At 42.8% G+C, this 23,979-nt stretch carries 30 protein-coding genes and 2 riboswitches; of the genes, 3 read left to right on the forward strand and 27 right to left on the reverse strand.

All coding sequences use genetic code 11. The annotated features are described in order from the left end of the window. Window positions 1-58: 58 nt before the first annotated feature. The 21 genes from AAYR28_RS11170 to AAYR28_RS11270 all read right to left on the reverse strand — a co-directional run bounded on the left by AAYR28_RS11170 (window position 59) and on the right by AAYR28_RS11270 (window position 15,013). Complete coding sequence (locus tag AAYR28_RS11170) at window positions 59-955, reverse strand: polyprenyl synthetase family protein (RefSeq protein WP_198422863.1); 897 nt, start codon at window positions 953-955, stop codon at window positions 59-61. Then, window positions 939-1,199 carry an exodeoxyribonuclease VII small subunit gene (locus tag AAYR28_RS11175; protein WP_003215880.1) on the reverse strand — a complete coding sequence of 87 codons (261 nt, stop codon included), beginning with the start codon at window positions 1,197-1,199 and terminating at the stop codon, window positions 939-941. Before AAYR28_RS11175 ends, AAYR28_RS11170 begins: the two co-directional genes overlap by 17 nt. Next, window positions 1,196-2,542, reverse strand: a complete 1,347-nt coding sequence (gene xseA, locus AAYR28_RS11180; protein ID WP_120208201.1) for an exodeoxyribonuclease VII large subunit — start codon at window positions 2,540-2,542, stop codon at window positions 1,196-1,198. Before xseA ends, AAYR28_RS11175 begins: the two co-directional genes overlap by 4 nt. A 70-nt stretch (window positions 2,543-2,612) precedes the next feature. Further along, complete coding sequence (gene folD / locus AAYR28_RS11185) at window positions 2,613-3,464, reverse strand: bifunctional methylenetetrahydrofolate dehydrogenase/methenyltetrahydrofolate cyclohydrolase FolD (RefSeq protein WP_024422943.1); 852 nt, start codon at window positions 3,462-3,464, stop codon at window positions 2,613-2,615. Window positions 3,465-3,475: 11 nt separating this feature from the next. Continuing rightward, window positions 3,476-3,871 carry a transcription antitermination factor NusB gene (gene nusB, locus AAYR28_RS11190; protein ID WP_012010530.1) on the reverse strand — a complete coding sequence of 132 codons (396 nt, stop codon included), beginning with the start codon at window positions 3,869-3,871 and terminating at the stop codon, window positions 3,476-3,478. Window positions 3,872-4,078: 207 nt separating this feature from the next. Next, the gene (locus AAYR28_RS11195; RefSeq protein ID WP_034280262.1) at window positions 4,079-4,486 is read right to left on the reverse strand and encodes an Asp23/Gls24 family envelope stress response protein; all 408 of its coding nucleotides are present in this window, start codon (window positions 4,484-4,486) and stop codon (window positions 4,079-4,081) included. A gap of 25 nt (window positions 4,487-4,511) precedes the next feature. After that, window positions 4,512-5,861 carry an acetyl-CoA carboxylase biotin carboxylase subunit gene (accC, locus tag AAYR28_RS11200; RefSeq protein ID WP_024422945.1) on the reverse strand — a complete coding sequence of 450 codons (1,350 nt, stop codon included), beginning with the start codon at window positions 5,859-5,861 and terminating at the stop codon, window positions 4,512-4,514. Window positions 5,862-5,872: 11 nt separating this feature from the next. Beyond that, window positions 5,873-6,355, reverse strand: coding sequence for an acetyl-CoA carboxylase biotin carboxyl carrier protein (accB, locus tag AAYR28_RS11205; protein WP_061109343.1), 483 nt, complete (start codon window positions 6,353-6,355; stop codon window positions 5,873-5,875). A 194-nt stretch (window positions 6,356-6,549) separates the two neighbouring features. Beyond that, window positions 6,550-7,182, reverse strand: a complete 633-nt coding sequence (locus AAYR28_RS11210; RefSeq protein ID WP_034280770.1) for a SpoIIIAH-like family protein — start codon at window positions 7,180-7,182, stop codon at window positions 6,550-6,552. Beyond that, window positions 7,182-7,853: a stage III sporulation protein AG gene (spoIIIAG, locus tag AAYR28_RS11215; RefSeq protein ID WP_120208203.1), complete on the reverse strand. Its 672-nt coding sequence runs from the start codon at window positions 7,851-7,853 to the stop codon at window positions 7,182-7,184. The genes AAYR28_RS11210 and spoIIIAG overlap by 1 nt, the downstream gene beginning before the upstream one ends. Beyond that, entirely contained in the window at window positions 7,846-8,478 is a 633-nt protein-coding gene (gene spoIIIAF, locus AAYR28_RS11220) for a stage III sporulation protein AF (RefSeq protein ID WP_034280256.1), read from the reverse strand. Before spoIIIAF ends, spoIIIAG begins: the two co-directional genes overlap by 8 nt. A 14-nt stretch (window positions 8,479-8,492) precedes the next feature. After that, complete coding sequence (gene spoIIIAE / locus AAYR28_RS11225; protein ID WP_061109344.1) at window positions 8,493-9,686, reverse strand: stage III sporulation protein AE; 1,194 nt, start codon at window positions 9,684-9,686, stop codon at window positions 8,493-8,495. A gap of 19 nt (window positions 9,687-9,705) precedes the next feature. Next, complete coding sequence (gene spoIIIAD / locus AAYR28_RS11230; RefSeq protein ID WP_101676878.1) at window positions 9,706-10,119, reverse strand: stage III sporulation protein AD; 414 nt, start codon at window positions 10,117-10,119, stop codon at window positions 9,706-9,708. Then, window positions 10,116-10,322: a stage III sporulation protein AC gene (gene spoIIIAC, locus AAYR28_RS11235; protein WP_003153142.1), complete on the reverse strand. Its 207-nt coding sequence runs from the start codon at window positions 10,320-10,322 to the stop codon at window positions 10,116-10,118. Before spoIIIAC ends, spoIIIAD begins: the two co-directional genes overlap by 4 nt. A gap of 19 nt (window positions 10,323-10,341) precedes the next feature. Beyond that, on the reverse strand, window positions 10,342-10,857 hold the full coding sequence (spoIIIAB, locus tag AAYR28_RS11240) for a stage III sporulation protein SpoIIIAB (protein WP_024428003.1): 516 nt from the start codon (window positions 10,855-10,857) through the stop codon (window positions 10,342-10,344). Continuing rightward, on the reverse strand, window positions 10,851-11,774 hold the full coding sequence (gene spoIIIAA / locus AAYR28_RS11245; RefSeq protein ID WP_034280251.1) for a stage III sporulation protein AA: 924 nt from the start codon (window positions 11,772-11,774) through the stop codon (window positions 10,851-10,853). The genes spoIIIAB and spoIIIAA overlap by 7 nt, the downstream gene beginning before the upstream one ends. Before the next feature lie 66 nt (window positions 11,775-11,840). Then, the gene (locus AAYR28_RS11250) at window positions 11,841-12,122 is read right to left on the reverse strand and encodes a YqhV family protein (protein ID WP_024422953.1); all 282 of its coding nucleotides are present in this window, start codon (window positions 12,120-12,122) and stop codon (window positions 11,841-11,843) included. Between the two features lie 170 nt (window positions 12,123-12,292). Continuing rightward, window positions 12,293-12,850 (reverse strand): elongation factor P, encoded by a 558-nt coding sequence (gene efp / locus AAYR28_RS11255; protein WP_007501192.1) that lies wholly within the window; start codon window positions 12,848-12,850, stop codon window positions 12,293-12,295. Between the two features lie 25 nt (window positions 12,851-12,875). Beyond that, window positions 12,876-13,937: a M24 family metallopeptidase gene (locus AAYR28_RS11260; RefSeq protein ID WP_041117955.1), complete on the reverse strand. Its 1,062-nt coding sequence runs from the start codon at window positions 13,935-13,937 to the stop codon at window positions 12,876-12,878. Next, window positions 13,934-14,377, reverse strand: a complete 444-nt coding sequence (gene aroQ, locus AAYR28_RS11265) for a type II 3-dehydroquinate dehydratase (protein WP_034280247.1) — start codon at window positions 14,375-14,377, stop codon at window positions 13,934-13,936. Before aroQ ends, AAYR28_RS11260 begins: the two co-directional genes overlap by 4 nt. Before the next feature lie 108 nt (window positions 14,378-14,485). Continuing rightward, window positions 14,486-15,013, reverse strand: coding sequence for a YqhR family membrane protein (locus tag AAYR28_RS11270; protein WP_034280245.1), 528 nt, complete (start codon window positions 15,011-15,013; stop codon window positions 14,486-14,488). Between the two features lie 223 nt (window positions 15,014-15,236). Between AAYR28_RS11270 and AAYR28_RS11275 the strand changes: the two genes are divergently transcribed. Next, the gene (locus AAYR28_RS11275) at window positions 15,237-16,193 is read left to right on the forward strand and encodes a DUF1385 domain-containing protein (protein ID WP_039179902.1); all 957 of its coding nucleotides are present in this window, start codon (window positions 15,237-15,239) and stop codon (window positions 16,191-16,193) included. Between the two features lie 38 nt (window positions 16,194-16,231). Then, entirely contained in the window at window positions 16,232-16,627 is a 396-nt protein-coding gene (locus AAYR28_RS11280; RefSeq protein ID WP_034280242.1) for an SA1362 family protein, read from the forward strand. On the opposite strand, the gene AAYR28_RS11285 is transcribed toward AAYR28_RS11280, so the two are convergent. The 3 genes from AAYR28_RS11285 to AAYR28_RS11295 all read right to left on the reverse strand — a co-directional run bounded on the left by AAYR28_RS11285 (window position 16,624) and on the right by AAYR28_RS11295 (window position 18,960). Next, window positions 16,624-17,499 carry a patatin-like phospholipase family protein gene (locus tag AAYR28_RS11285; protein ID WP_024422960.1) on the reverse strand — a complete coding sequence of 292 codons (876 nt, stop codon included), beginning with the start codon at window positions 17,497-17,499 and terminating at the stop codon, window positions 16,624-16,626. The genes AAYR28_RS11280 and AAYR28_RS11285 overlap by 4 nt on opposite strands. Before the next feature lie 104 nt (window positions 17,500-17,603). Next, complete coding sequence (gene mntR / locus AAYR28_RS11290) at window positions 17,604-18,038, reverse strand: transcriptional regulator MntR (protein ID WP_003215946.1); 435 nt, start codon at window positions 18,036-18,038, stop codon at window positions 17,604-17,606. An 85-nt stretch (window positions 18,039-18,123) separates the two neighbouring features. Then, a complete protein-coding gene (locus AAYR28_RS11295; protein WP_034280239.1) occupies window positions 18,124-18,960 on the reverse strand; it encodes a lipoate--protein ligase family protein in 837 nt (278 codons plus the stop codon). A 219-nt stretch (window positions 18,961-19,179) separates the two neighbouring features. Here AAYR28_RS11295 and AAYR28_RS11300 point away from each other — a divergent pair, with 219 nt between their 5' ends. Continuing rightward, window positions 19,180-19,560 carry a rhodanese-like domain-containing protein gene (locus AAYR28_RS11300; RefSeq protein WP_024422963.1) on the forward strand — a complete coding sequence of 127 codons (381 nt, stop codon included), beginning with the start codon at window positions 19,180-19,182 and terminating at the stop codon, window positions 19,558-19,560. 45 nt (window positions 19,561-19,605) lie between these two features. Here AAYR28_RS11300 and gcvPB read toward each other — a convergent pair whose 3' ends face one another. From gcvPB to gcvT, 3 genes are read right to left on the reverse strand one after another with little or no spacing between them, the layout of a single operon-like run. Continuing rightward, on the reverse strand, window positions 19,606-21,066 hold the full coding sequence (gcvPB, locus tag AAYR28_RS11305) for an aminomethyl-transferring glycine dehydrogenase subunit GcvPB (RefSeq protein ID WP_345808827.1): 1,461 nt from the start codon (window positions 21,064-21,066) through the stop codon (window positions 19,606-19,608). Further along, entirely contained in the window at window positions 21,059-22,405 is a 1,347-nt protein-coding gene (gcvPA, locus tag AAYR28_RS11310; protein ID WP_024427996.1) for an aminomethyl-transferring glycine dehydrogenase subunit GcvPA, read from the reverse strand. Before gcvPA ends, gcvPB begins: the two co-directional genes overlap by 8 nt. Before the next feature lie 16 nt (window positions 22,406-22,421). Further along, window positions 22,422-23,519, reverse strand: coding sequence for a glycine cleavage system aminomethyltransferase GcvT (gene gcvT, locus AAYR28_RS11315; RefSeq protein WP_120208207.1), 1,098 nt, complete (start codon window positions 23,517-23,519; stop codon window positions 22,422-22,424). A gap of 103 nt (window positions 23,520-23,622) precedes the next feature. Further along, window positions 23,623-23,717: riboswitch (glycine riboswitch) on the reverse strand. Between the two features lie 3 nt (window positions 23,718-23,720). Continuing rightward, a riboswitch (glycine riboswitch) is annotated at window positions 23,721-23,827 on the reverse strand. Between the last annotated feature and the right edge of the window lie 152 nt (window positions 23,828-23,979).

Genomic DNA, 23,979 nt, shown 5'->3' on the forward strand with positions numbered 1-23,979 from the left:
TGATAAACTGTTTACAGTTTACCACAATTGCTCGAAGACCCTCAAATCTAGGCTGTTTTTAATGATCTCTTGAGGCGATCAGATCACATAACTCATGCAGCAATTGCTGCTCTAATTCAAGATTTGAGACAATTTCTTTTGCACGTGTGATGTGCTCGTGCAGCTTTTCTTTTGCTCCTGAAAGCGTTAATAAAGAAGGATATGTCGACTTTTCATTCGCTGTATCAGAGCCGACCCGTTTTCCTATTTTTTCTTCGCTACCTTCGAGGTCTAAAATGTCATCACGGATTTGAAAAGCAATGCCAATATGATAGCTGAACTCTCTTAGTTTTTCGATATCGTCATCTGATGCTCCTGCCAGCATTGCACCTGCTGTGACGCTGAATGTGAGAAGCTTTCCTGTTTTCCGGGCATGAATGGATTCTAGTTCAGCAAGCGGGACTTGTTTTTGCTCTGCTTCCATGTCATCAAATTGACCGCCTACCATTCCTAGTGCACCTGCTGACCGCACAAGCTCATCTACGATTCTCAGCTTTTGGTCAGGAGAGACGCTGCTAGATAGCTGCGATGTAATCAGGCGGAAGCTTTCCGTTAAAAGTGCATCACCAGCGAGAACCGCGGTTGCTTCCCCGTATACTTTATGGTTGGTCGGCTTTCCTCTGCGAAGGTCATCATCGTCCATGCAAGGCAGGTCGTCATGTATCAATGAATACGTATGAATCATTTCTACAGCACAGCCAACCGGTATGCCATCTTCTTCGTTTTTTCCGTAGGCATGTAATAAAGCAAGAACGAGAACAGGGCGAAGTCTTTTCCCTCCAGCTTCAAGAGAGTAAAGCATCGAAGATTTTAGTTCTTCTGGAATCTTCAATTCCTGAACATATGTAAATAAATACTCTTCAATGGCCTGTTTTCGTGTTGTTAAAAAATCCTGCAAATTACTTGTCACCAGCATCTGCCTCCTTCACCGAGAAAGGAGCCAGCTCACCGTCCTCTTTTAAAATGAAATCCATCTGCTTTTCAACGTGCTGTAATTTTTCATGACAAAGCTTTGAAAGTGTCATGCCTTCTTGAAAATAATGAATGGCTTGCTCAAGTGGTACATCTCCTTCTTCGAGCTTTCCAACGATCTCCTCAAGACCTTTCATCGCTTCTTCAAATGTCATTTGTTCTTCTTTTTGTTTATTTGATTCTGTCATGATGATTGCCCCTCCTTCTCAATAACCTCACAAATCAGACGTCCATCCTTCATGGTGATAGCCAGCTGATCTTTCGTATCGACTTGGTTTACACTTTTAATCAGTTCATCGTCTTTATAAGCTAAACTATAGCCTCTTTCCATCACTTGAAGTGGATTTAATGCATTTAGTTTACCAAGAACAGATTGGAACTGCGAATGAATTGTTTTCATTTGCACATTCATGCTGCGGATGAGCTGTTCTGTTTCATTGGCGTGGCGTTTTTTCGCCTGAAGCAGCTGCTCTTTTGGATGAAGCGGCTTCAGCCTGTATGTCTGGCGGTCTAGTTGACTGCGTTTTTGTTCAATTTGTCTCGTCAGCTGTTTTTGAAAACGGTCAAATACCAAATCGAATTGCTGCTCTTTTTGCTCCTGCAATCGTTTTGGAAAACGGAAGGCATAAGAGGATTGCAGCGCCACAAGACGGTCTTTCGCTTGTGAAGTTCGATTCTTTACGGCCCTTGTAAGCCGAATATCGATGGATTTGATTCGTTCTATTAAATCGGCTGTACTTGGAACAGCGAGCTCGGCTGCTCCTGTTGGTGTGGGTGCTCTCATGTCTGCAGTGAAATCACTGATCGTAAAGTCCGTTTCGTGCCCTACTGCAGAAATGATTGGAATGTCTGATGCGAAGATCGCTCTTGCGACAGCTTCTTCATTAAAGGCCCAAAGTTCTTCGATCGAACCGCCTCCTCTTCCGACAATCAAGACATCACAGAGCTGTTTTTCATTTGCTTCCTTGATCCGTTCTACGATTGAACGGATGGCATTTTCACCTTGGACAAGCGCCGGAAGCACAATGATTTTCGCCTGCTGATAACGCCGGTTAATCGTTGTGATGACATCTCGAACAGCCGCTCCTGTTGGGGATGTAATGACACCAACAACCTCTGGATATTCAGGAATTGTTTTTTTATAGCGCGCATCAAATAAGCCTTCACTTGCCAGCTTTTTCTTCAGCTCTTCATAAGCGAGATGAAGAGCACCAACACCATCAGGCTGCATTTCTTTTGCATATAATTGATAGTTGCCGCTTGGTTCATATACTTGAATCCCGCCGCGTACAAACACTTTCATTCCGCTTTTTGGTGAAAAAGGCAGCTTTGCTGCGGAACGCTGGAACATGACGGCTTGCATGCGTGCGTTTTCGTCTTTTAAGGTGAAGTACACATGACCTCTTGAATGAATCTTCACATTGGATAACTCACCTTTGATCCAAATATCTTCTAAATGCGGATCAACATCAAATTTTCTTTTTATGTATTTTGTAAGGGCTGTGACCGTCACAAAGGCTTTTTCACTCATGACGTATTCCTCCTCTTCAAAAACGCACATTCATCCACCGGCAGCATGCAGGTGGATGAATGGATAAAGCTTATGCTAATGTACGTTTTGCTGATTTAACCGTATTGTGTGCAAGCATGGTAATCGTCATTGGACCGACTCCGCCAGGGACTGGTGTGATATAAGAAGCTTTTTCTTTCGCTTCTTCAAAATCAACATCCCCAACAAGCTTCCCAGTATCTAAACGATTGACTCCTACATCGATGACAATTGCGCCTTCTTTGATTTGGTCAGCTTTAATAAAGTTTGCTCGACCGACGGCAACAACTAAAATGTCCGCTTTTAACGTATGTTCTGAAATATTCGCCGTTCTTGAATGGCAGTAAGTAACCGTTGCATTTTCATTTAACAGCAATTGTCCAACTGGTTTGCCGACAATATTGCTGCGCCCTACAACAACCACTTCTTTTCCAGAAAGACTGACACCCGTTTTGTTCAGTAATTCAACAATGCCTGCTGGTGTACAAGGTAGGAATGTATCTTCTCCAAGCAGCATTTTCCCGATATTTAATGGATGGAAACCATCTACATCTTTCTCAGGTGAAATACGTTCAATGACGGCTTTTTCAGAAATATGTTTTGGCAGTGGAAGTTGAACAAGAATCCCGTGGAATTGATCGTTCGCATTGTACTGATCAATCAGCTGAAGCAATTCTTCTTCTGTTAAAGAAGCATCTAAATGATCAAGCTGAAAGTGCATGCCCATTGCTTCTGCTGCTTTTTTCTTCCCGCGTACGTAAGAAAGTGAAGCCGGATCATCACCGATTAGAATAACGGCAAGACCAGGTGTGACTCCTTTTTGTTTTAGCTCTTCTACTTCTTTTGCTAATTGTTCACGCTTTTCTTTTGCTGTTTCTTTCCCATCGATGATTGTTGCTGTCATGTCGAATCCTCCTATTGCTGCTTTAGGTCGTTTTTAATGTTCGAAAGTACACCATTTACAAATTTCGGTGCTTTATCATCGCCGAATAATTTAGCGAGTTCAATCGCTTCATTCATCGAGACACTAACTGGGATGTCTTCTTGATACACCATCTCGTACACAGACAGCCTTAAAATGGCTCTGTCTACGTTTGCAATACGGTCGAGTTTCCAATTCACTAGATGCTGTGAGATCATGTCATCAAGCTTGTCCTTTTGTTCAAGCACACCGAAAACCAGTTCCTCGAAAAAAGGATCTGATTCTTGTTCATCCAGCGCATGTGTAATGGCCTCTTTCGGATCAATATTGCTCACATCAATTTGAAATAATGTTTGTAGCGCCTTTTCTCTTGCAGTTCTTCTTTTCATTATTTACTCCTTTAACCACTTTATCCGCTTGTCGTTAAGCCATACAGAGATCATAACATATTTTGACCGTGGTCGCACCAAGATCCATGCGAGCTGTGACGAAAAACGAATCAATCAACGTGTGATTATCAATATTCGGAAATTACTCAAAAATGGGCTTTAAAAAACCAAAGAGGCAATGCCTCCTTGGTTTCACTTGAACCCTTTTTACATTTCTTGATCTACTTCAGCCTCAGGTGCTTTTGTATCAAATTGAATGCCAACGACATGAATGTTAATTTCATTAATTGTTAAGGCAGTCATGTTCAAAAGGGTTTGACGGATATTTTCTTGTACAGCAGTGGATACCTTTGGAATGGATAGGCCAAATTCAACCACACAATACACATCGATTGTGATGCCTTCATCAGAGACATCTACTTTTACACCTTTACGGTGATTTTTCTTACCAAAGCGTTCTGCTACATCAGCAGCGAAATTGCCGCGCATTTCGGCAATGCCTTCGACTTCTGAAGCGGCGATCCCAGCAATGACTTCAATCACTTCTGGTGCAATTTGCACTTTTCCCAATTGATCTTCATCAAGGTTCATTTCAAGCAAATTGTTTTCTGACACGATCATTCACCTCCGAAAGCTGTGATTATTTCATGATTTGGTATGTTTCTAAAAACTTCGTATTAAAGTTACCGCTCACAAATGTTTCATGCTCGAGCAATCTAAGGTGGAATGGAATCGTTGTGTAGACTCCTTCAATGACGAATTCTTGAAGCGCCCGTTTCATTTTTGCAATCGCTTCTTCTCTTGTCTTACCATATGTGATCACTTTGGCAATCATGCTGTCATAATATGGCGGAATCACATAGCCCGGATAAGCGGCAGAATCAACTCGTACACCTAAACCGCCTGGCGGAAGATACATTTTAATTTCACCAGCTGAAGGCATGAAGTTTTTCTCTGGGTTCTCTGCATTGATGCGGCATTCGATCGCCCAGCCTTCATATACGACATCTTCTTGTGTAAGTGAAAGCTTCTCACCTGATGCAACCTTGATCTGTTCTTTGATCAAGTCTACACCTGTGACCATTTCTGTCACAGGATGCTCTACTTGAATACGAGTATTCATTTCCATGAAGTAGAACTTCTCTTCATTATAATCATAAATGAATTCGACTGTTCCAGCACCTGTATATTCAACAGCTTCTGCTGCTTTTACGGCTGCTTCACCCATTTGCTCACGGATGTCTGCATTTAGTGCTGGTGATGGCGTTTCTTCAAGAAGCTTTTGCATTCTTCTTTGGATCGAGCAATCACGCTCTCCTAAATGAATCGTATTGCCATGCTGATCTGCAAGCACTTGAATTTCCACATGTCTAAAGTCTTCAATGAACTTTTCTAAATAGACACCAGGGTTCCCAAAGTTTTGCGCCGCTTCCTGCTGCGTGATGGTGACTCCGTTAATAAGCTCTTCTTCTGTACGAGCCACACGGATTCCTTTACCGCCTCCGCCTGCAGTTGCTTTAATAATCACAGGATACCCAATACTAGCTGCTGTTGAAACAGCATCATCAAGATCTTTTACAATTCCTTGAGAACCAGGGACGATCGGAACGCCTGCATTCTTCATTGTTTCTCGCGCGACATCTTTCGTTCCCATTTTGGAAATCGCTGACGCAGTTGGTCCAACAAAGATCACATTACATTCCTCGCAAAGCTCTGCAAAGTCTGCATTTTCTGCTAAAAAGCCGTATCCTGGATGGATGGCATCTGTTCCTGTTAATTTTGCTACGCTGACAATATTCGTGACATTTAAATAACTATCTTTAGAAGCAGTCGGTCCGATGCAATATGCTTCATCAGCCATTTGTACATGCAGCGCATCGCGATCCGCTTCAGAAAATACCGCAACAGTTTCAATTCCAAGCTCTTTACAAGCGCGGATAATTCTAACTGCGATTTCTCCTCTGTTTGCAATTAATAGCTTTTTAATCATGATCGTACTCCTTACTCTGCTTTCACTAGAAAGAGGGGTTGTCCGAATTCTACAAGCTGACCGTTTTCAGCTAATACTTCGACGATTTCACCTTTTACTTCTGCTTCGATTTCATTAAACAGTTTCATCGCTTCCACGATACATACAACTGAATTTTCCTTCACCTTAGAGCCTGTTGTCACGTATGGATCTGCTTCTGGTGAAGAGGAAGCATAAAATGTGCCAACCATTGGGGATGTGATTTTATGCAGATTTTCAGACGCAGCTGCCTCTTGTGCAGGGGCTTCGGTCTGAGCTGGAGCTTGTGCTGTAGGAGCTTGTTGAGCTGGAGCTGCTTGGACAGGAGCCACTGGTGCTTGTGCCGCAACTTGCTGAACGACTTCTTTATTTTTCTTCAGTTTGATTTTTGCACCTTCGTTTTCGTACGTAAACTCATCGATAGTAGAGTCGTCAATTAATTTAATCAGTTCATGAATTTCTTCGATTTTTAACATGGATTTGCACCCCTATGTATGGATTTATCTTTTTATTATAGGCTAGTACTAAAAGTACATACTATAACCATCTTACAGGAGGATTTCGATGAATTCAACTACTATTGTGGCGAAGCGCCTCGCGTAAGCACCTTGGAGAGGGCGTCAAGCCGCATCAAAAAACGCCCTTTTCCGCAAAGGGCGCCAGTTCTTTTTTATTGATTAGTGGGCTCGAAAGTGACAGCTACGTTATCAAGACCTCTCATTTCTTTTGTGACCATATCAATAATATCGGCCGCTTGAGATTTTGATTTTTTATCAGAACGAACCGTGATACTCACTTTATCTCCTTCAGCACTTACGAGCGCATCTTTATAGCCTTTTGTTTTGATCAAGGTCTCAAGCTGACGCTCAGTTCCTTCTGCTTCACTGAGCGCTGTCATTTGATCGTATGCTTCACTTTTTTCTTGGGCTGTTGCATCGTCACTGGAGACAATTTCGTTGTATTCTTCGCGCTGCTTGCTTCGTTTATCTTCAAGCTCTAGTCTGTATGTTGTAAAAAGCTCATCGTCTGTTTGCTCTGACACAGCCTTTCCTTCTTCACCGCTTGTTTCGATATCCTCTTGTTTGCCGTTTGTTTCTTTGTCAGTGGATTTCTTATCAGCACCTTTTTCCGTTCCTTTATCCGTCCCTTTTTCTGTTTCAACCTTTTTCTCTTCAGTGCCTTTTGATTTCGTATCTTCTACTGTCACTGCATTTTCACCCTGTGGAGACATGATATAGTACACACTTAATACGACAACTAAACTTAGCATCGTTAATAGCCAAACCGTTTGTTTTTTTAACATCATTCCGAATCCTCCTTGATTTTTTTAGGGGCAACAGCCACTCTATGGCTCGGTACATCAAGCACTCGTGTAACCGCTTCAATGATGGTTTTCTTTATTTGAACGTTGTCTACTCCTTGAGCAACAACGAGGACACCTCGGATTTCTGGTTTTTTCGTTTGAACAACGACTGGTGTTTCTTCATTGCCATTTTTAATGATGACGACTTCTTCTTCTTTTGTTTGATCGGTGACACTTCGCACGCCGCCTTCTTTATCTGTTTCCTCGGTCGTTGTACTTTTATTGGATTTGTTTTTTTCAAACACTTTTAAAGACGTTGCATCTACATTGACCACGATTGATACATCCTCAACGCCGATAATGGTCTCTAAAATTTCTTTCAGCTGATTTTCGTATTCTCGCTCCACGTCCTCAATTGAATTCTTTGGTTTACCTGAGGACGCCGGTTTGAATACCTCCTGCTCTTCTAAGGATGTTTTTTTAGAAGCAGGAACCGCAGCTTGTTGTTTGCTTGATGGCGGTGACAAGATCTGACTGACTAACATGAAAGATACGCCGATAATGAATACAAGCAGCAAGTAATGGTGCTTCGTTAATTTGGGTTTCCCTTCACCTTTTTCAGGCGGCTGGAAGAATGATTTCAACTTTTGTTTCCAGTCCTTGTTATTCATGATCTGCTGCGTCACCTCCCTCAATGTTTAGCGCGATGTGCTCAGGACTCGTATTCCAAACATCAGCAAGTGTCTCTTTCACCCTCGTGATCTCTTTGCTAGAAGATCCAGCGCTTTCCTCCTTTTGCTTGGAGAGATCAATGTCCACCTTTGCCACCGTTTCTACAGCATCACCTGTGAGCGGGGAAAGAACTGCTTTGATGCGAAATTGATCCGCCTCCATATTCTGATCCAGATGCTCCTCATCAGCCAGCACTTCTACGTGTTTCATTTCATAGCTCTCCTTCTCCAGTGGCTCCTTTGCGCTTTTTTCTAGTTGGACAGCCATTTGCTTTAAAATATATGCACGCTGAGAGGCTTGTATTTCTTTTTTTTCTAAATTCATCTGATTTTTTATTTCTTCTGACTGCGCTTCTTCCTTCCCTTTCATCAATTCTGAAAAAATTTGATCAGGATCTGCTCGAAATAAAGCAAAAATCGGATTGAGCATGACCACGATGAGCAGCAGGCTGACGACCATTTTTGCATACTTTTGCATGCTCGAATTGGGAAGCAGAAGATCAATAACAATCGCAAATAAGATAAAGAGAATAATACTTGTGATCCATTCCGTGAGAAAACTCAAAAGGTGTCCCCTCCTTACTTCATCATCATGGTCAGGTTACCCGCAGTAATGATGACGGTAATGCTTAAAAAGAACATGAGCGACACAACAGCAAGTGCGGCAAATATATACAGCACACTTTTTGAAATGACATCAAGACAGCTGATGATGGGTCCGCCTCCTAACGGCTGAAGGATGGCAGCAGCAAGCTTATAGATAAGGGCTAACGAAAGTACTTTAATCGCCGGGAAAGCGGCAATTGAAATCAAAATGGCAACCCCAACTAGTCCGACTGTATTTTTGAGTAAAACAGAGGCGCTGATCACGGTATCGGTCGCATCTGTAAACATTCTGCCTAGGACAGGGATGAAGTTTCCGGTAATGAATTTGGCTGTACGAAGAGCGATTCCATCCGTAACGGCCGCAGATGCACCCTGAACGGAAATGACGCCGAGAAAAACGGTTAAAAAAACGGCAAGCCCGCCAATTGCCACATTTCTTAACAGCTGGGCAAGCTGGGTGACCTTGTATTGTTCGGTCAGCGTACTGATAATGCTCAATATTGCAGATAAAAAGATGAGCGGGAGAACGACATACTGAATGAAAACACCGCTCGTGTTCATTAAAAATAAAATAACGGGATGAAAGAATCCGGCTGAGACAAGCCCGCCTGATGAAGCAATAAGCGCTAGTAAAAGAGGAATAAGAGCAAGAATAAAACTGGTCATCGTTTGAATGGCTTCTGTGGCATAAGAAATCGCCACATGAAAGCTGTTTAGTGCAATAATAATCAGCACCATATAAACAAGAGCATATGCGACTTTGCTGACGGTGCTTTGTTCAAATGCATTTTGTAAAAGCTGCAAAAGCGAACAAAAGATGGTGAGTAAAATCAGAGTACCTAGGAGCTTTCCGTTTGCAATGACCTCGTGAAACAGATAATGTACAAAGGCTTTCAGCCATGTTTGGGGAGACAGCTCTTTATCGCCGTCAATCATTTCCTTCACTGTGCCCTTTTGGCTTTCTGGCAAAAAGCCGCCATACTCGTCCAAAATGGTTTCCCAAAAGTCACTGATGGAATGAAGCTCAAGTGCATCAGCCTGTCCATTCGCCACTTCCTGTGCTGCTGGCTGTTCATTAGATAAAGGTTCTTTTTCTTCTGCTCCTGCATGCGGAGCAATCAGCCAAAAGAAAAGCATCAATCCCATTACAGCGGTCACCTGCTTCATTGTCATCACCTCTTTTCATTTACGTCATGGACGGGATCATTCCTAAGATCGTCTCAATGATGACAGTTAAAATCGGGACTGCCATCACCAAGATGAGGATCTTGCCGCCTAGCTCTATTTTGGATGCAATGGCGCCTTGTCCAGCATCCTTTGTCAGCTGAGCGCCAAATTCCGCAATATAGGCAATGCCAATAATCTTCAATATGGTTTCAACATACTTCATATTGACGCCGGCACTTGCTGCAATTTTTTCAATCATCGAGATAATGGCATAGATTTGATCAATTAAATAAAGAAAAATGACACATCCGGTAAACACAACAAGCATAAAGGCGAAGGTTGGCTTTTGTTCTTTGACGATTAATGCTAAAAAAGTAGCGATTAAACCAATTCCAACAATTTGTATGATTTCGATTTGTAAGCCCTCCCCTATCCTTGAAATAGAAATACGGCTTTAATCTTTTTAAACAAATCGTCTACAATGGTTGCCACCATAAACAAAATGTAGATAAACCCAAGCAGCGTCACCCATTGAGCGTACTCTTTCTTCCCCATTTGGTCTAAAATCGTATGGAGAAAGGCCACGACGATGCCTACTCCGGCAATTTGAAAAATGACGTTTACATCAACGCCCATGCTCTCGACTCCCTTCCTCTCACATCAATAAAAGAATCAGTAGTAATCCGCTTAAAAATCCGAGGCTTCTGACCATTTTTTCATTTTTCGCTTGGGCGATTTCAGCTTCTTTCTCCTCTGATTCCAAATGACCTAAAGCAAGCTTGATATACTTTTGCTGAGAAGTGACATCATGCTGGCCAAGTGTTTCTCCAAAGTGTTTCAGCGCCTCATATTCGCCTTTTTTCAATACGGTTTTTTTCCAAACATCCTCAAGACTTTCGTTCCACGCATGACGTGCAGAAAAGGTCCCCACTTTCAGCTTTTCTGCAAATTGTTCAAACAGCTGATTCACAGGTGGACCTACCTGCGCTGCAATTTGCTCTGCCGCCCGTGCTAAAGGGGTTTGACCATACATAATTTCAGCTTCAAGAGACTGGAGAGCAAACCGCAGCTGCCGAATTTGTTTAGGTCTGTCGCTATATCGTTTGGCAAACTCGAATCCTCCCCATGTCGTGGCCGCGACAATGAAAATAGCGCCAATGAGCTTTAACATACGTCCACTCCCCGCCTCCATTTCATCTCTTGGCCGTCCCCGCCGTACATCCGCCCGATCGTGCCAGGCCCATTGTTTCGATTTAATTCAACATATCGTTCAAACACACGAAGCTCCCATAACGGTTTAAATGAAGGTCGTTTATATACATCTTCAAGTGAATAGCCATGAGCTGAGACGATGATGCTGACTCCGGCATGAATCGCTTCTAAAAGTGCCTCTACATCCTCACTTTTTCCGATTTCATCGACAATCATGACCTCTGGGCTCATAGACCGAATCATCATCATCAACCCTTCAGCCTTTGGACACGCATCGAGTACATCAATCCGGTGGCCAAAATGGTGCTGCGGCACCCCTCTGATACATCCAGCGATTTCAGAACGCTCATCAATAATGCCTGTTTTTCTAGGAGGGATTGTCTTTGTGCCGGTACTAGCAAGACGTGCTATATCCCGGAGCAGTGTGGTTTTCCCCGTTTGCGGGGGACCGATGATGAGTGTATTGTGCCAGTGCTCTTCATATAAATAAGGAAGAAAAGGAAGCGCAATTCCGATTTTTTCTTTGGCAATGCGGATATTAAATGAAGAGATATCTCTTAACCCTTTGACGAATCCGTTTTCAACGATCACCTTTCCTGCAAGTCCCACCCGGTGTCCGCCAGATATGGTGATATAGCCCTGTTTTAGCTCTTCCTCAAGTGTGTACATGCTGTAATTGCTCAGCCTGCCTAATAGCTGAGACGCATCTTCCCAGGTGGTGTGATAAGAAAGGAAACGTGGTTTTCCTCCCTGCATCAATTCGATAGGACGATCCGTGCGAATGCGGATTTCTTCTATTTGCGCCCATTCTGCCTCTTTCAGCAGCCTGAGTTCTTGTCCAATCGAGTGCGGGAGAATATCCAACAAACTCCGCAACGAATTCCCCTCCTTTTTTTCTTCTCTAAAATGTATGATGTGAGCCGTTAATTATGCCAAGCCGTTTCACTTATAGATCCCAACAAGAATAAACACGACACCAATGAAAATGAACACGAGCTTTGCATAGGATAGCTGCCCGGCAATTTGATAGATTCCAATCGTCATCGTGATAATAAAAATGAGCGGCCCGATGATTGCCAATATACTATTGATGACTACCGCTTTCCGTACATCATTTGTGATTAAAATAAGGATGGCTGCCGTCAGTTCAATGGCGGCGGATAAGAATCTCATGCCTGCCATTGCAGCGACTGACGGGTGTAGACCTGGGAGAAATTGTTTCATATAGAACCTCCAGCTTTTTTTACACTATATGCTTGACCAGCTGGAAGTAGTCTTGTTTTTCAGGAAGGAAGAGAGATGAATGAGAGAATTGAGAGAAGGCCTGTCTTGAGGAGTCATTTTTCCAATAAAAAAAGACTGTAAACACGAGGTTTACAGTCTTTTTTCGTTCATTACGCTCTTGAAACGTATGAGCCGTCAGATGTATTAATCACTAGTTTATCTCCTTGGTTCACAAAGAAAGGAACGTTGACGATTAAACCAGTTTCAGTTTTTGCAGGTTTTGAGCCGCCTGATGTTGTGTCACCTTTAATACCAGGCTCTGTTTCTACTACTTCTAGTTCTACTGTGTTTGGAAGTTCTACTCCAAGTGTTTCATCACCGTACATCACGATTTGAACAGACATATTTTCAAGCAAATATTTCAGCTCATCTTTAATTTGTGCTTCACTTAGTTCAAGCTGTTCATAAGAACTTGTATCCATGAAGACGTGCTGATCGCCATTTGCATACAAGTATTGCATTGTTTTTGTTTCGATTTGTGCTTTCGCTACTTTTTCGCCTGCGCGGAATGTTTTTTCTTGAATGGCACCTGTACGCAGGTTACGCAGTTTCGAACGAACAAACGCTGCGCCTTTCCCTGGTTTTACGTGCTGAAAATCCACTACTCTCCAAATACCGCCGTCCACTTCAATTGTCAGGCCAGTACGAAAATCGTTTACTGAAATCATTTTGTCATCCTCCTACATTTCACCATCATAATATGATAAGTTCTTTCGGTGAGTGGGTCAATCGTTTATTGCCGTCAGCTGTCAGGACAATATCATCCTCAATTCTCACGCCGCCGACATCTGGCAAGTAAATCCCCGGCTCAACTGTGACGACCATTCCCTCTTCTAAGACGACCTCTGATCGTGAGGAAAGGCCTGGCGCTTCATGTACTTCCATACCTAGCCCGTGCCCGGTTGAATGCCCGAAGTATTGACCATAGCCATACTTTTCAATGATGTCTCGTGTGATGCGATCAGCTTCTTTTCCTGTTAAGCCTGGCTTGATTCTATCCACACCAGCGTTTTCTGCTTCTAATACGATATGATAAATTTCCTTTAGCTTGTCGCTTGGTGTTCCGACAGCAATCGTTCTTGTCATATCAGAACAATAGCCTTTATAGTAAGCACCGAAATCGAGTGTCACTAAATCACCAGATTCAATCACCTTTTCACTCGCTCTTCCGTGAGGCAGGCTTGAACGAACACCTGAGGCCACTATCATATCGAATGAAGATCCTTCAGCACCTTCTTTTCTCATGAAAAATTCAAGCTCGTTCATGACAGCAATTTCCGTCAGGCCCGGCTTGATGTAAGTGAGAATATGATCAAAGGCGTGATCTGCAATCTTCGCAGCTTCCTCTAATATCTTAATCTCTTCACTAGACTTAATCAAGCGCAACTTTTCAACTGATTCAGAGACTGGAACAAGCTCTATACCGCCTGCTTTGGCTGCGTACTGCTGGTACGTGGCAAATGTCATATGGTTTTGTTCGAACCCAAGGCGTTTCACTCCAAATTCCTTTGCCGTTTGAGCAGCCGTTTCCACAATGTTTCCTTTATGTTCAATGATGTCATAGCCTTTGACTTGGTCCTTCGCTTGCTCTGTATAGCGGAAGTCCGTGATAAAAGCTGCCCGGTCCTTTGAAACGACAGCAAGACCGGCTGATCCGGTAAAACTGGTCATATACTGTAAATTAAAACTGCTTGTAATGACAAGGCCATCGATCTCTAATTCACTTAAAAGTGTTCTTAGTTTTTCAAGTTTCATGATACTGCTCCCCCTTCACTGACTAAATAACGAATCGCCAATTTATACCCTTCTAAGCCAAGCCCAACGATTTGCCCTTGGCATACTGGAGCAAGTACAGAATGATGACGGAATTCCTCTCTCTTATGAACATTTGAGATATGTACTTCAATGACTGATAAAGAAATACTTGCAATGGCATCTCTCAGCGCATAGCTGTAGTGGGTAAATGCACCCGGGTTAAACACGACACCATCGTACTGATCTTCTGCTTCATGGAGCGCATCAATCAAATCCCCTTCGTGATTTGATTGAAAGAACGTTAATTGGATGTTTGCTCGTTCTGCGAACTGGAACAAATCCGTCTCTAAATCTGTCAGCGTCTTACTTCCATAAACAGCAGGCTCTCTTTTGCCAAGCCTATTTAAATTGGGTCCATTTAGTACAAGAAAATGAGGCATATGACCACTCCTTCACCCTAATTCAATCTATATCGAGATCTGTTTCTTTTTCCTTAGAAACCTTTCGTTTCCAAAAATATTTTATCATATGAATAGGTGATTTACACTTTATTCTGTCTTTTTCCCGAGGGCCCTCGCAAGCTTCTGACTCGTCAATTCATTATATTCAAACGAAATGCTGTACCCGACAAACATGCCGTATAAAATATATAGGCAAAATGTCGTGACAATGGTGCTTTGCTGCAACTCTTGTACTTGCTTTACATCTGGGAAAATGGGATTAAATACGTAAAAAACGAGCAGCCATAAAAGCCCGCCATATACTAAACCCATCCAAAAGCCTTTGATCCTTTTTAAAAGCCCAAAATAAATAAAGGCGGCTCCAATCGATAAAATTCCTAACAGCACAATACTGATAAAAGTACCAAGTCCTCCCTTTTTCCATTCTCCAAGCACAAATGGCTGAAGCAGCATATTGGGACTCACCTCTGAAAAATGAAACACATGGGTCAGAAACCCGATAAAGCCCCAAAAAACACCGCCGACAAAGCCTGTAGCAGCCGCTCTTGCCACAAGTGAAGTCGTTTGCACGGACTGATTTTTTTCTTCTTGGTTTTTCTTTTCATCACGTTTCATTTGTGAACACCTCCAGCAAGTAGTATGTCCAAAATGTCATGAAAAAAAAGGATTTCCATGCGTGAGTGTAAAATTTTTAAAACAGGGTATACTGGCTAAAAAGAGGTAGATAGAATTCTAGTAGATAATCGACCTGTGAGCTAGTGATTTCCCCTCATTTCCTGTACAATAAAGGTATAAGGAAATGCATGTAAATTACAGGAAACAGGCAGGTTGATGAAATATGTCCAATCAAACAAAACCTCCAGCTTATGGAGGGCAGGCAGTTGTCGAAGGTGTCATGTTCGGTGGTAAGAAGAACTATGTGACAGCGATTCGGCGAAAGGACCAGTCCATTGAGTTTTTGAAGCTTCCCCGGACCTCCAATAAACGAACCGCCTTTCTCAAGAAAATCCCCTTTGTCAGGGGTGTTGCTGCACTTGTTGAAGCAAGCGCAAACGGCAGTAAGCACTTAAACTTCTCCAGTGAGCGATATGACTTAGATCCTTCTGAAGATCATACTCTTGAAAAAGAACAAAAAGGCTCGAAATTATCCATGATCTTCGGCATTGCTGTGATCGGAGTTCTCTCTCTACTCTTTAGTAAATTTGTCTTTACCCTGGTACCTGTCTTTTTAGCAGAGCTTGTGCGCCCTATCTTTTCAGGGAATTTCGCACAAATCGCAGTGGAAACATTCTTCAAATTGGTCCTTTTATTAGGCTATATTTACTTTATTTCCATGACCCCTTTAATTAAAAGAGTATTTCAATATCATGGGGCAGAACATAAAGTCATAAACTGCTATGAACAGAACCTTGACATCACAGTGGAAAATGTCCAAAAGCAGTCCCGCCTGCATTATCGATGCGGCAGCAGCTTTATTTTATTCACTGTCATTGTCGGGATGTTCGTCTATTTACTCGTACCGACAGATCCTTTATGGGTGAGAGTTCTGAACCGCTTGGCACTTATTCCGGTTGTTTTGGGCATTTCATTTGAAGTGCTTCAGCTCACGAACAAACTCCGAGAAGTGCCTGTGCTTAAAGTGCTTGGCTATCCTGGCCTTTGGCTGCAATTGCTCACAACAAAAGAACCTTCTGACGATCAAGTCGAGGTAGCCATTGCAAGTTTTAATGAACTTCTTCGTTTAGAGGAAGCGTCACTGAAACAAGCGTCAGATTCTGCTCATCAAGTGATCTAACTTATAAATCCGGTAAATTCCTTCGGAGGTGGACAGTTATGAATCGCCGAGTACATCCTGCTTTTACCATTATTTTCGCTTTAGGTGTTTTGGGGTTTGTGTACTTACTCACAACGAACCCAGGCAGACTTTTTACCATGCTGCTGTCTGTTGTGATCGTTGGAGCGGCTCTATTTTTCCTATTTAGATGGCTGATGAATCGAAGAACTGGAACAGAGGGAAATCTTTATCGTAAAGCAGTCAAACAATCAAAACGTCGCTACCAGCAGCCTAAACCAAAAACGAAAAGCCAGATGAAAAATCGGGTCACTCATCTGCGAAGCGTGCCGACTGACCACAAGTCTAAGCCCGTCCTTCTCAAAAAGAAAAGCCAAACACATTTGACTGTGATTGAAGGCAAGAAAAACAAAAAGAAGAATCGCGCCTTATTTTAAAATGTCCAGCTTTTTAAAAATTGCTCGGCCTTCTGTCTGCCTAGATCGACGAGCGCCTTTTTCTTTTCTGTCATGAGTTGAAAATCAGTGGCAATGACGTGTTCTACAGGAATAAAAATAATATGACGTTCGTGTTTTGTGGCGATATGTCTTTCGTCATGAGCACCACGCATCGTTTCAAAAAGAGCGCCAAACAGTTCAAACGCATTGCGGATGGAGTGTTGAGGGCGTTCTTTTTCGTTTGGCGTTAATGTGACACCGACGAACGGTCTTTTTTTCTCTTCAGCAAACAGCCAAATTGGAAAATTGCTCAGCACTCCTCCATCTACAATGGTACAAATGCCTTTTGAAGACTTCAGTTTGACAGGTTCGAAAAAATACGGCAGGCTGCAGCTCATTCGAATAGCCCTCGCCACGGAAAACCGCTCTGGATTTAAGCCATATGAAGGAAGGTCGTCTGGCAGCACGAGGATTTTTCCATTCGTTAAATCGGACGCAACGATTTTCAGTGAATCTTTTTTGAGGTCTCCAAACACGGTGACCCCTTTTCGTTTTAGCACATCGGTCAGCCATTTTTCCAGCCGGTCTCCTTTATAAAGACCGAGACGCCAGTAAATGGATACCCACCTGAGCATTTTAAACGGGATGAATTGACATCTCCTATCAAGCAATTGATGCTCATCCATTTCATCTAAAAGCGTACGAATTTCCTGGCTTGTAAAACCTGCTGCGATGAGTGAAGCAATGATTGCTCCAGCACTTGTACCAGCAAGACGGACAAATTGAAATCCTCTCGCTTCAAGCGCTTCATAGGCACCTGCAAGCGCTGCCCCCTTAATGCCTCCACCTGAGAACACACCATCTATCTTCATCAAGGAGCCCCCTTTGATTTCACGCTAATAATAGTGTAGGAGCTTTTGCTTTCAATTAGAACTTTAATCAAAAAGGACACCCATGCTGAGGGTGTCCTTTTTGATTAAGATTCTTGATTTGTTTGTTCGTTTTTCTTTTGAATCGCTTTCAGCTGAACAGATCGCTCATCGTTTTCTTCAAAAAATTGAACGAGATCGCCGATGCGGTCAATGCTGTTCCAGCTGAGATGATGTTCAATGCCTTCTACATCATCATAAATTTTCTCTTCATCTACACCAATGATTCTTAAAAATTGCTCTAGCAGTTCATGTCTGTATACGAGACGTTTTCCAATTTTTTTGCCTTTCGGGGTTAAAATTAGACCACGATACTTCTCATAAATGAGGTATTCATCTTTATCTAGCTTCTGAACCATTTTTGTTACAGAGGAGGGATGGACAGCGAGTGCTTCTGCAATATCAGAGACTCTGGCATATCCTTTTTCTTCTATCAGCATATAAATTTGTTCAATGTAATCTTCCATACTAGGTGTAGTCATAAAACCCCTCCATAATGCACCTTTACTTAATAATCAATCCAATTCTACACCATCGTTCATTAAAAAACAAGGAGTGTCCTTCGGCTTAACGCTTGTAATTCCAATCATCTGAGGCATATTTCGTTTTGGCGAGATGATGGACAAACGCTAATTCTTCATCTGTCAGCTCATAAGGTTCAAGCTCAATATTTAATCCTTTTTCAAACCCTCTTTTAAACGCAGCACGCGCATCGTCTATTGTACATGTTCGGTCTGAGATTTCATTGATGGCAACCGCTTTGTTTTTAAAGCTTCGCTGCATCCGCTCTCTCACCCGGTCGTTTGGATAAAGGAACAAATCGAACAATTTGTCCTCATCAAGGTCAATTAAAATAGATCCATGCTGGAGAATGACACCTTTTTGTCTCGTCTGAGCACTGCCCGCTACCTTTCTGCCTTCTACAACAAGCTCGTACCAAGAAGGGGCATCAAAGCATACAGATGATCTTGGGTTCTTTAAGCTTTCCTTTTCTTTATCTGTACGAGGAATGGCAAAATACGCATCGAGTCCCAGCTCTTTAAAGCCCTCTAAAATGCCTTCTGAAATAACGCGGTACGCCTCTGTCACCGTCGCTGGCATTTCTGGATGTTCCTCTGACACAATCACGCTGTAGGTCAGCTCCTGGTCATGAAGTACTCCCCGTCCTCCGGTTGGTCTGCGGACAAATCCAAGACCATATCGCTTGACGGCTTCTAGGTTGATTTCTTTTTCAACGTTCTGAAAATACCCAACAGATAATGTCGCCGGATCCCATCCATAAAAGCGGATAACAGGCGGGATGAGCTTCTCGCTATGCCAATAAAGCAAGGCTTCGTCCATTGCCATGTTAAAGGCAGGGTCTTGGTTTCCTGAATCAATGAAACACCATTTCTCTTTTTGCATATAAAATCCCTTCTCTTTTACGTAGTCAATGATAGATGATGGTGGTGACCACCGGTTTTCTCTCTTCATCAGTCTATCAAATAGGGACGGAATTGAAAATAATTCTTACCATTTATGATGACAAGTTTCTTATGCTTTACTATAATAGTATTTGTCTAAAACGTACCATCAGACAGGCTACTGTGCTGATGCTCAAGAAGGAGTCGAGTTGTATTGTCAATATTCAACTATATCGTCCTCTCACTTTGTGGACTTTTCGTTCTTTATTCCATCGGCAGCTACATTTATCAGCAGCGCATTATGAAAACGCTGACGGAAGAAGAATTTATTAAAGGTTACCGCAAAGCCCAGCTCATTGATGTGAGAGAGCCAAATGAGTTTGAAGGCGGACATATTTTAGGGGCAAGAAATATCCCCCTTTCCCAGCTAAAGCAGCGTAAAAACGAAATACGTCCTGACAAGCCTGTTTATCTCTATTGTCAAAATAATTTTAGAAGCGGAAAAGCAGCCCAAACTTTACGTAAAAATGGCTGCCGTGAGATTTATAATTTAAAAGGCGGCTTTAAAAAATGGGGCGGCCGCATTAAAACGAAGAACTAACTAAAAAGACTCTGGGAGCATGATTCCCCCTGAGTCTTTTTTTCTTTATTTTCTTTCAAAAACGAGAACTGGATTCCGTGCGGCCTTTGTTTCATCCATACGTTTGACAACCGTTGTATGCGGCGCTTCCTGCACCACTTCAGGATTCTCTTCTGCTTCTTTCGCTATCTGAATCATTGCTTCGATGAATGCATCAAGTGTTTCTTTTGATTCTGTTTCAGTCGGTTCAATCATGATACATTCCTCTACATTGAGCGGGAAATAAATCGTTGGCGGATGATAGCCGAAATCAAGTAATCGTTTGGCAATATCCAGTGTCCGCACACCTAATTTTTTCTGACGTTTACCTGAAAGAACAAATTCATGCTTACAGTGACGATCAAACGGCAAATCATAATGAGCACTTAAGCGGCGCATCATATAGTTCGCATTTAACACGGCATTATCGGTTACAGCCTTTAAACCGTCTGGCCCCATAGAGCGGATGTACGCATAAGCTCTGACGTTAATGCCAAAGTTGCCATAGAATGGCTTCACGCGCCCAATTGATTCTGGACGGTCATGATCAAAGTAAAAACGGCCTTCCTTCTTCACAAGCACCGGCTTTGGCAAATACGGAATCAAATCCTTATTGACGCCAACAGGACCTGAGCCAGGACCTCCGCCTCCGTGCGGGCCTGTAAAGGTTTTATGAAGATTTAAGTGGACAACATCAAATCCCATATCTCCTGGTCTTGCTCTGCTTAAAACAGCGTTCAAGTTGGCTCCGTCATAATAAAGCTTACCGCCCGCTCCGTGAACGATTTCAGCCATTTCTAAAATATTCTCTTCAAAGAGGCCTAGTGTATTCGGGTTTGTAAGCATTAAAGCAGCTGTTTCTTCATTAACAACGCGGCGTAAATCTTCTAAATCAACAAGCCCGTTTTCGTCAGATGCGACGGTAATGGTTTCAAATCCAGCGACTGTCGCAGATGCCGGGTTCGTTCCATGAGCAGAATCAGGCACAATGACTTTTGTACGCTGATGATCTCCCCTTGCTTCATGATACGCACGGATCATCATGAGTCCCGTCCACTCGCCATGTGCTCCTGCCGCAGGCTGTAATGTCACAGCGTCCATTCCCGTAATTTCTTCAAGATGTTCACCTAGATCGTATAGTAATTCTAATGCACCTTGCACAGTGTCTGCCTCTTGTAGCGGATGAACCTGTGAGAACCCTGCAAGCCGTGCAACCTTTTCATTAATCTTTGGATTATATTTCATCGTGCATGAGCCAAGAGGATAAAATCCGGAATCGACCCCATGATTGCGTCTTGATAATGCTGTATAATGACGCATAATATCAAGCTCAGATACTTCAGGAAGCTCAGCATCCTCATCACGGATGTACGTCTCATCAAATAAAGACGGGATCTCCTGTTCAGGTACATCTAAATCAGGCAGGCTGTACCCTATTCTTCCTTCTCTAGATAATTCAAAAATAAGCAGCTGATCTTGTTTATTCATGGCGATCCCCCAATTCCTTGATAAACGTATCAATTTCTTCTTTTGTTCTTAGCTCTGTCACGGCTACAAGCATGTGCTGCTGAAGCTCTGGGTAGTCTAGCCCCAAGTCGTAGCCGCCGATGATTCCTTTTTCAAGCAATCGTTTATTGGCTTCTTTCACAGGCTCCTGTAACTTGATCACAAATTCATTAAAATGAGCCCCTTCTACATCCGCCTGCAGTCCATATTTTTCTGCCTGCGTCTTGGCATAATGGGCTTTTTGCACGTTTTGATAGGCGATATCTTTTATGCCTGTTTTCCCTAGTGCCGTCATGGCAACAGAAGCAGCTAATGCATTTAATGCTTGGTTTGAGCAAATATTTGACGTCGCTTTATCTCTTCGAATGTGCTGCTCACGCGCTTGAAGGGTCAGAACAAATCCACGAACACCATTTTCATCTTCTGTCTGCCCGACTAAACGACCTGGCACTTTTCTCATCAACTTTTTCGTCACAGCAAAATATCCGCAGTGAGGTCCGCCAAATGCAGCCGGGATGCCGAACGGCTGCGCATCACCAACGACAATATCTGCCCCGAGTTTTCCAGGCGGCGTCAATAGTCCGAGTGCGAGGGGATTGCTAGAGACAATGAATAGGCTTTTTCCTTTATGTGCAATGGGTTCAATGTCTTTTAACGGCTCGACTACACCAAAAAAGTTTGGATATTGCACGAGAACTGCTGCTGTATCATCGCAGACCGCTTTTTCCAATGCAGCTAGATCTGTCTGCCCTTTTTTCGCAGGCACTTCAACAACTTCAATGTTTTGTCCTTTGGCGTATGTTTTCAGCACCGCTCTTGATTCAGGGTGAACCGTTTCAGAAACAACCACTTTTTTCTTCTTTGTGTGTCCCGCAGCGAGCATTGCCGCTTCAGCCAGTGCCGTCCCGCCATCATACATCGAGGAGTTGGCAAGATCCATACCAGTCAGCTCAGCAATCATTGTTTGAAATTCAAAGATCGCTTGCAATTCACCTTGCGAAATCTCCGGCTGATAAGGTGTATACGCTGTATAAAATTCAGAGCGTGAGATCACATGATCGACAATGACAGGCTGGTAATGATCATATACACCTGCACCAAGAAACGATGCATAGGAAACTGTATCCTTATTCTTTGCAGCTAGTCGGGATAATTCCCTGACAAGCGCTGTTTCAGATGCGGCTTCTTTGATGTTGTATGCTCCTTTGAATCTAACTTTCTCTGGGATATCTGAAAAAAGCTCATCAATCGACTGAACGCCGATGACATCCAGCATTTCTTTTTGATCTTGCTCTGTTTGCGGCAAATACCTGTGCTTCATCCTCTATTCCCCCTCGTTATTTGGCTCTTTTATAAAATGGTGTTGCGACGATTTTGGCTTTTAGACGTTTTTTGCGAACTTGTACTTCCACCTCTGATCCAAGCTCCGCCTCTGAGGTTTCGATCAAAGCAAGCCCGACATTTTTCTTTAATGTTGGGGATTGAGTGCCCGTTGTGACAATCCCAACCTGCTTTTCTCCTGAAAAGACTGGATAATCTGTACGCGGAATCCCTTTATCAATCATTTCAATGCCGACAAGCTTTCGCTTCAGTCCCTCTTCTTTTTGTTTTTTAAGTGCTGCTTTTCCGATAAAATCAGCTTCTTTATCCGTTTTGACAGCAAAACCAATTCCGCCTTCTAATGGAGAGATATCCTTTGTCAGCTCCTGGCCATAAAGCGGAAGTCTTGCTTCAAATCTTAAGGTGTCACGTGCACCGAGTCCGCATGGAATGAGTCCTTTCGGCTGCCCCGCTTCTAATAAAGCTGACCAAAGGTGGACCGCATCTTCTGACTGGCAGTAGATTTCAAAGCCATCTTCCCCTGTGTAGCCTGTTCTGGAAACGAGCACTTCTTTATTTGCGACCTCAGCTTTTGATAAAAATGTAAATGGCTTAAGCGATGTCACCTCTTCACCCGCCACCTCTTTGATGATGTCAGCTGCAAAAGGTCCTTGAAGCGCTAGCAAGGCGGTTTGATCAGACATATTTTTGATCAATACATCATCCTTCTCTTGGTGCTTCAAAAGCCAATCCACGTCTTTATCGATATTTGATGCATTGATGACAAGCAAATAGTGATTCTTTTCTTTTTGGTAGACGAGCAGGTCATCTACCGTTCCGCCATCTTCATAACACATGGCTGTATATAGTGCTTTACCGTCTGTCAGCTTAGACACATCATTGGTTAATAACCTTTGTAAAAATGGAAGGGCATCTTGACCTTTGACGTCCACCTCACCCATGTGAGACACATCAAAAAGCCCTGCTTTTGTTCGAACAGCTTCATGTTCTTCTTTAATGGAAGAAAATTGGACAGGTAATTCCCAGCCCCCGAAGTCAATGGTTTTTGCGCCAAACGTTTCATACGCATGAAAAAGCGGTGTTCGTTTCAACATCAATCGTTTCCCCCTTTTTTCTCACAGTGCAAATGCAAGCTGAATTTTCAGAAAAAAATCACAGCAAAAAAGGACAGAGCGCTCCCTTTTATCAAAAAGAAGTCTCTGTCCTTGCACCTGAAAGTTTACAGCACAATATCATTGTGCGTTTTCCCCTTTGGTGGTTTGCTAAAACCCTTAAGCAAACACTCTCCAGAGTTGCGTCCGGTAAGAGTACTTTTGCCTGAGAGATTCACTGAATCATTCAGCTTGCTCCTTCGGCGCCTGCCAGTGCAAAATAACCGCCAAGTCTCTCCCCATACCATCATCCGCTCATATTTTTCACATTTATTGGACATACTATCAAAATGGGTGACTTATTTTCTAGATCACTTATCAACATCCTACCATTAGAAATGGATGAAGAGCAACAGAAAAATCATTAACATTTTTAAAATAACCCTTCGATATCGTTCGCTTT

The sequence above is a fragment of the Bacillus safensis genome, assembly GCF_039619585.1.
GTDB classification, from domain to species: domain Bacteria; phylum Bacillota; class Bacilli; order Bacillales; family Bacillaceae; genus Bacillus; species Bacillus safensis.